General features: G+C 58.2%; 5 protein-coding genes. 2 read left to right on the top strand and 3 right to left on the bottom strand.

What is annotated here, in order from left to right:
- The first annotated feature begins 237 nt into the window (after positions 1-237).
- Positions 238-1,314 carry an MlaD family protein gene (locus WA354_RS21100; RefSeq protein ID WP_472814994.1) on the top strand — a complete coding sequence of 359 codons (1,077 nt, stop codon included), beginning with the start codon at positions 238-240 and terminating at the stop codon, positions 1,312-1,314.
- Positions 1,315-1,395: 81 nt separating this feature from the next.
- On the top strand, positions 1,396-2,034 hold the full coding sequence (locus WA354_RS21105; RefSeq protein WP_472814995.1) for a cytochrome P460 family protein: 639 nt from the start codon (positions 1,396-1,398) through the stop codon (positions 2,032-2,034).
- 33 nt (positions 2,035-2,067) lie between these two features.
- Here WA354_RS21105 and WA354_RS21110 read toward each other — a convergent pair whose 3' ends face one another.
- The 3 genes from WA354_RS21110 to leuS form a co-directional block, all read right to left on the bottom strand.
- Entirely contained in the window at positions 2,068-3,183 is a 1,116-nt protein-coding gene (locus WA354_RS21110; protein ID WP_472814996.1) for a hypothetical protein, read from the bottom strand.
- Between the two features lie 69 nt (positions 3,184-3,252).
- Positions 3,253-4,188 (bottom strand): hypothetical protein, encoded by a 936-nt coding sequence (locus tag WA354_RS21115; protein ID WP_472814997.1) that lies wholly within the window; start codon positions 4,186-4,188, stop codon positions 3,253-3,255.
- Complete coding sequence (gene leuS / locus WA354_RS21120) at positions 4,188-6,776, bottom strand: leucine--tRNA ligase (protein WP_472814998.1); 2,589 nt, start codon at positions 6,774-6,776, stop codon at positions 4,188-4,190. Before leuS ends, WA354_RS21115 begins: the two co-directional genes overlap by 1 nt.
- Positions 6,777-7,188: the final 412 nt, after the last annotated feature.

A 7,188-nucleotide genomic window follows, 5' to 3' on the forward strand; every position in this document is an offset into this window, starting at 1 on the left:
GTCCATTACCCATACCGCAACCCTCTCCATGGCCAACGTGGTTCTGGAAAACTAGGGCTAGGGCCGAGAGCCGCTAAATACATGCCGTAGTGGGACTTTTTGCCGTTGTTGATTGCTTTCCGGAAACCAATCTTCACTCTGCCCTTTGGGCTAAAATGCTCGGTAACCCCTGCCCTTTCTGCTATTCTCAAGGCGATGAAGTAGGCTGGTCGGGGCACCTTCATCGAGGGGAAAAGCTTGCCGAGCCGCAAAGAGATTCAGTGGTCCCAGCTGAGAGTTGGCGCATTGGTCCTGGCGGCCATGGCGGTTCTTGTGCTCGTCATTCTCCTGATGTCGTCCTCTGCCGGCGGTCTGTTCAGTGAGAAGCTTACTCTTCGCACCTATTTCAACAACGCGGGCGGACTGAAGAGCGGAGCCCCGGTCACGCTCGAAGGTGTCACCATTGGCAACATCACCAAAATTCGTGTCGTACCTGAGCGCAGCCCCAAGCCTGTCGAAGTGACCATGCGAATCGGCGGTAAGTTTATTCAGGATCTGCACATTGACTCAACCACTTCGATTGCCCAAGCGGGCGTTCTAGGTGACAGCTACGTCGACATCACCTCTGAGCACGCGAAGGGACCGCGGCCGACGAATAACACCGAACTTGCCTCCATCGAGGCATCAAGCCTGCAGGGCGTGATCACCGCCAGCCAGGTCTCGATCGAAGAAGTTACCAAGCTCATGCGCAACTCCAACAAGCTGGTGGACACGCTGAATTCCAAGCGTGGCACGCTCGGCGGACTGATCAACGACCCGGCATTTTACGCCAAGCTGAATCGAATCGCGGACAATCTCGACAAGTTGACGGCCGCCATCGGCAACGGGCAAGGGACGCTGGGCAAGCTCGTGAATGACGACTCGCTCTACACCCACGCTAATTCTGTGGTCGACAAACTTGACCAGATAGCGGACGGTATCCAGAACGGTCAGGGTACGGCCGGCAAGCTGGTCAAGGACGATACGTTGTACAAGAATCTGAACTCCACGGTGGCCAATGCGAATCAGCTTCTTGGCGACATCAACGCGGGAAAGGGATCGATCGGCAAGCTGGCCAAGGATCCGGAGTTTTCCAAAAAGCTGGATGACACCGTCACCCGCCTCGATTCCATCCTGACCGGCATCGATGAAGGCAAAGGCACCATTGGGCAGCTCATGCAGAACCGGTCGCTCTACGAGCACACAGACCAGACCATGGATCAGGCACAGCAACTTATTCAGGCCATCCGTCAGGACCCGAAGAAATACTTTGTGATTCGCCTGAAAGTCTTCTAAACCGCTTGCCGACGGCCGATCCGTTGATAATTCAGGAACTTCCAGCAGTCGTGCTGCGTTCTATCTGCATCGGAGGTCAGAGTGTTCCTCAGAAACAGACTCCTGGCGAGTGTCGTTTGCCTGCTAACCGCTTGTGCTTTTTCATTTCTTTCGCGCTCCGCGCACGTTGTCCACGCGGATGAACAGGCCGCGCCCAGATACGCCGCGAATGGCGACCTCCTGCCTCTGAAGAATTATCGCGAGTGGATCTACCTGACTTCCGGCATCGATATGAGCTACTCCCCCAAAGCCACGGAGATGGATCATTCCATGTTCGACAACGTCTTCGTGAATCCCGCAGCCTATCGCAGCTTTGTGGCCACAGGAACATGGCCCGACAAGACCGTCATGGTCCTTGAAGTCCGCGGAGCAAAATCGAAAGGGTCGATCAACCAGCGGGGCCATTTCCAGGACGCGGAGATCATGGGCTTCGAAGTCCATGTGAAAGATGAGGCGCGTTTCCCCGGCAAATGGGCATTTTTCGATTTCGACGCTCCAGACAAGAACGGCACCCTCGTTCCCCAGGGTGCTCCCTGCTACACGTGCCACGCCGCTCACGCCGCTGTCGACACAACGTTTGTTCAGTTCTACCCCACGTTGCTGCCCATTGCCAAAGCCAAAAGCACCCTCGCCGCCGCGTACCTGAAAGAAGAATCAGCGCAGGTTCGAAGTAGCCACTGAATTGGATTGCGTCGGCGGTTGACGCAGATTCAACTACTGCGGCTGCTCCCCGCCATCCGGCGGCACAATCCTCATTTCTCCGCGAAACTGGTGATAGTGGTCAAAGACCACATCGTTGATCGCGACCACTATGGGTGTCTTCCAAAGAGATATGCTCCGCGTCGGCAAGATGTAGCTGCGGCCTCCGATATCGATCCGCTTGTAGTTGACCGCCAGATCTGCGCGTCTCAGATCAACAACATCGGGCGAGAGATCCGTTTTCAGCATGATTCTCAAGACCGCGCCCGTGGCTGGGTCCAATGCAATCTCGCCGTGGTAAGCAGGAGTTGACGTGAACTCGCTGGACCTGCCGTCCTTCAAAACACAGCAATAGCGGACAATGTAGCTCGATTTGTCCGCCTGGACCGCGAATTGAAATACGGCTGCGGTACCATCGCCAGTTTGTTCCCAATGGCTCCAGCCGATCTTGCCTTTCAATATGTCTGCAACGACCACACCCAGCATTGGCCCAAACTCACCCCACGAATGAAGCCCGGATTGCTTGTTGGTATTCTCTTCCGGCCTCGTCGCCTTCGGACTTTGGTCAACTTCCTGGCCGTCTCGATAGACCGCTGTGACTTCGTGGCGATCGATGAAGCGGAAACCCTCGACGGCTATGAGGTGCTTCTCGATGGAACGCATCACGTATGCATCCTGGAAACGCGTTGTGGTGCGCGTGGCCGTGAAGTCCGGCATTCTCGAAACGGTCGTGGCCACAAAAGCGGCAGCTCGCGACACCATTCGCCCTTGTGCAGCGCGATCGGGTGCAGGGAGATCAAGCTGATCAGCCGGAGGCAGGTCGAGAAACGCGGCCTCGTCGGCGATAGCCAGCAATGCCTGCCTTGATTCCCTGCCCGGCAGTTTCGAATTGAGTAGTTCGAATCGCGCCGCAGTCAGGCGCTGCGTGAGATGATGCCCGTCGAGGTCTCGCGCCAGATTCCTGTCTGATTCGGTATGCAGAACAGCCAGCACATGCTCGATCATCTCCACGGTAAGCTGCTCATTCGACCAGGGCGTCACCGGCTCGATCTGCGGAGCCGTGTCCTGCCCCAGCACAAGCGCCGGCAAAGCGCACATTAAAGCTGCAAGTAGAAGCGAGGGACCTAGCATTTGGATGACCTTCGCCCGAGTGCGAACACAAACTATACCACCGGGATCCACCTCCGGCGGTGTCGGCCATCAAGGCCGTGTGCCGCGAAAGATCTTCCAGAACTCGACAAAGCACTTCAGCCGCACGAGCTGAAAATAGTCGTGCGCCACGAGATAGAACACTGCCGCTCCCGCCCACACCACGTGCAAGGTGTCGCCGCCGAGTTGATCGCTAAAGGGTAGCGGCGCGGCCGACAGCACCATCGCGACCACGATCAGCGCAAGGTTCACGATGCCCATCACCATGCCGATTTCGAACAGCTCGGAGGTGAATGTCTTTCCCAGCCTCAACGTGATTCCAAGAGCTGACACCGCGGAGCGGTTTTCCAGCAGCATCAACACCGGAGCAACAGAAACAATCCACCCCAGCAGCGCCCACACCGTGAAGAACGCGAGCGAGAGAAAGATGAGCCAGACAGAGAAGCCGATCAGGTCCGGCTCTGCGCCCGCGGGAAAGTGCGTTACGGCCACCCAGGTCATTGAGCGAAACCATCCCCAGCACACGGCGCCAAACAGCGCCAGCCATACCGTCTGCAGCACCATCATCGCCAATGGCCGCAGCCGCACCCGGGGATCCATTTGTCTGAATGCAAAATTGCGCCCGAAACTTGAGATCACAATCCATGCGAGTACCGCAATCGGCGCCAGCCACCGCAGTTCGTGTGCGACCAGCGGCTCATATTTCGCCAAAGCGCGACTTAATTGCCCCGCGGCGATCCATGGGTTCTGCGCATCGATATTGCTGAGCCCCGCGGCCTCAGGCGAGAGCTGAGCAAACACGTGCTGCAGGCGCATCCAGCACGCGATTAGAAATGGCACGCCGAAGAGCCAGCGCCAAAGCACTTCCACGGCAACGATCGCTGGCCGGCGAATCATCCAGCCCATTTGATCCACCAGCGTCTGCGTGCCGCGCACCTGCGCCGCTCTACGGTCTGCGATCACCCGGGCACCAACTGCGTCGCGCATTACTTGACTACCGGGGTCCCCGGCGACGGGTCTTTGTCGCTGGGGTGGAGAACCAGGTTCACGGCGCGTCCCGGCACAACGATGGTCTTGGCTATGCTCTTGCCGGCAATGCGCGCCTTGACCTTGTCATCTGCCAGCGCGGTAGCTTCAATCACCTTTGCGTCAGAGCCAGCAGGGACGCGGACCACGCTCACCAGCTTGCCATTGATCTGTACCGGAATCTCGATTTCATCTTCCTTCGCCAATGAGGGGTCGCTCTTCGGCCACGCCTGGCGGAGCACCGCCCCATCGCCTCCAAGCTCTTCCCACAACTCCGCCGCCAGATATGGTGCAAATGGAGCCAGCAACAACACCAGCGTCTCGAGCAGCTCATGTATCACCGGCGCGGAAACTTCTCCGGCCGCCAATTGCGCATCCGCCGCCTGAATCTCATTCACCAGTTCCATGATGGCCGCAACGCAGGTATTGAAGTGCCAGCGCCCTTCAAAGTCCAGCGTGATCTTTGCCGTCGTCTGATGCAGCTTCCGCAGCAGCTTCTTCGCCACGGCTCCGTCGTCTTGTGTTTTGGATTGGTCATTTGCAGCGGTTCGACAGACCGGAGCATATTTCGTTACGATCCGCCACACGCGTCCCAGAAACCGGCTTACCCCGGCAACTCCATCCTCCTGCCAGTCGAGATCGCGATCCGGCGGCGCGGCAAACAGCGCATACATGCGCGCCGAATCGGCACCGTACCGGGCCACCATGTCATCAGGCGAGACCACATTGCCCTTTGACTTGGACATCTTCGCGCCATCCTTGATCACCATGCCCTGCGTGAAGAGGCGCTCTACAGGCTCATCGTTGGTGATCATGCCGAGGTCGCGCATCATCTTCGTCCAGAAGCGCGAATAGATCAAATGCAGAATGGCGTGCTCTACGCCGCCGATATATTGATCGATCGGGAACCAGTACTGCGCCGCCTCCGAACCAAACGGGGCGCTTGCATTTTTCGCGTCGATGTAGCGATAGAAATACCAGCTTGAATCGACGAAGGTATCCATCGTGTCGGTCTCGCGGCGCGCCGCCCCTCCACACTTTGGACAAGTGACGTTCACAAAATCAGCCACGCGCGACAGCGGTGATCCGCCCTGCTGCGTGATCTCGATTTGCTCCGGCAGCAACACAGGCAGTTGCTCGTCCGGTACGGGCACAATTCCATCGCGCTCGCAGTGAATCATCGGAATCGGCGTGCCCCAGTAGCGCTGGCGGCTCACTCCCCAGTCCTTCAGGCGAAATGTAACCGTCGCTTCGCCAAAGCCCTTGCTGCTTGCAATCTCCTGAAGTTTCTTCTGGGCCTGCGAACAGCTCAGCCCATTGAACTCGCCCGAATTCACCAGCACGCCATCTTCCGACGTCCATGGCAACTCTGGCTCTTCAGCATGAGGATCCGCCGGAGCAATCACGCGCCGCACCGGAATCGCATATTTCTTTGCGAATTCAAAGTCGCGCGCATCGTGGCCCGGCACGCTCATGATGGCGCCTGTACCGTAGTCGCTCAACACGTAATTCGCCACCCAGATCGGCACCAGTTCGCCGCTATATGGATTAATAGCAAACCGACCCGTCGGAATTCCGTGCTTCTCGATCTCGCCAATGTCGCCGCTTTCCCGCGCCTTCTTCTGCTCTTCAAGCAGCTTCGCAACCTGCTCCCGCAAGCCAGCATCGTTCGCAGCCAGAGACGTCACTAGCGCGTGCTCCGGAGCCAGCTGCAGGCTGGTCGCGCCAAAAATCGTATCTACGCGAGTCGTAAACACGCGAATCCGAGTCTCCCCTTCTCCTTTTTCCTTCTTCGCAAGACCCTCGTCGATACCTTCCTGCAGAAAGAAATCAACCTCCGTCCCTTCGCTACGGCCGATCCAGTTGCGCTGCATGGTGCGCACCTTCTCCGGCCAGCCGTGAAGCTTGTCGAGACCGTCGAGCAGTTCCTGCGCGTACGCCGTGATGCGGAGGAACCACTGCACCAGGTCGCGCTGCTCCACGATCGTGTCTTCGTGCCGCCAGCAGCGGCCGTCGATCACCTGCTCGTTGGCCAGCACCGTGGCGCAATCGGGACACCAGTTCACCTTGCTCTTCTTGCGATAAGCCAGTCCCTTCTCGTACATGCGCAGAAAGAACCATTGGTTCCACTTGTAGTAATCCGGAAAACAGGTCGTGACTTCGGTAGCCCAGTCGAAGCCCATGCCCAGGCGCTCGAACTGGCGCTTCATGGCGGCGATGTTAGCCAGCGTCCACTCGCGCGGGGGCGTATTGTTTTTGAGCGCCGCATTTTCCGCCGGAAGGCCAAACGCGTCCCACCCCATGGGGTGCATCACGTTGTAGCCGCGCATCCACATATGGCGCGCAAGCGCGTCGCCGATAGAGTAGTTGCGCACATGCCCCATATGGAGCGCGCCGCTCGGATACGGCAGCATCTCAAGCACGTAGTACTTAGGCTTGCCGCATGAATGGGGCTCAGCAGCGTACATCCCGGGGTCTGCGGCCCAGCGTGCCTGCCATTTCGGCTCAATCGTCGCAGGGTCGTAACGTAGTTCTTTTTCTTCTGCCATCACCTTCAGTGTAAATGGGATGATGGCCCTGGCGAGGATACGGACCGGACTTCACAGGGGACTTGATGCATTGTTTCGGTGGCGACAATGTAGCCGCTTGGCGGATCAAACGTTGACGGATCCGGATCTCCCAGCCGAAGGTTCGTTACCCGTCGTGTCCACTTGCTGTTGTGCTTGGGAGAACGAGGGTAATCAACTTCCTGCTGGAGCCAAAATCCCAGGAGAGGCGAGGCCCAGTGCTCTTCCATCAGGTAATCTGGCTCCCCCTCGGAACTGCTTGTCGACGGCGGGTGCGTCGTCCGTGTGCCGCGAACCTCGACGCCTTGTAACGTCATGGTTCCGAGGTCTTCGACGAGTGGATTGGAATGATCCTGGTCTTGACTCGCCTGGTTCAAGCGGTTCGTCCTGGCCT

The organism is Occallatibacter sp. (assembly GCF_049802275.1).
In the GTDB taxonomy this organism is placed as follows: Bacteria; Acidobacteriota; Terriglobia; order Terriglobales; family Acidobacteriaceae; genus Telmatobacter.

Excerpts from the sequence above, each read along its gene's own strand:
- WA354_RS21110 (WP_472814996.1), bottom strand. The coding sequence starts at position 3,183 with ATGCTAGGTCCCTCGCTTCTACTTGCAGCTTTAATGTGCGCTTTGCCG.
- WA354_RS21115 (WP_472814997.1), bottom strand. The coding sequence starts at position 4,188 with ATGCGCGACGCAGTTGGTGCCCGGGTGATCGCAGACCGTAGAGCGGCG.
- leuS (WP_472814998.1), bottom strand. The coding sequence starts at position 6,776 with ATGGCAGAAGAAAAAGAACTACGTTACGACCCTGCGACGATTGAGCCG.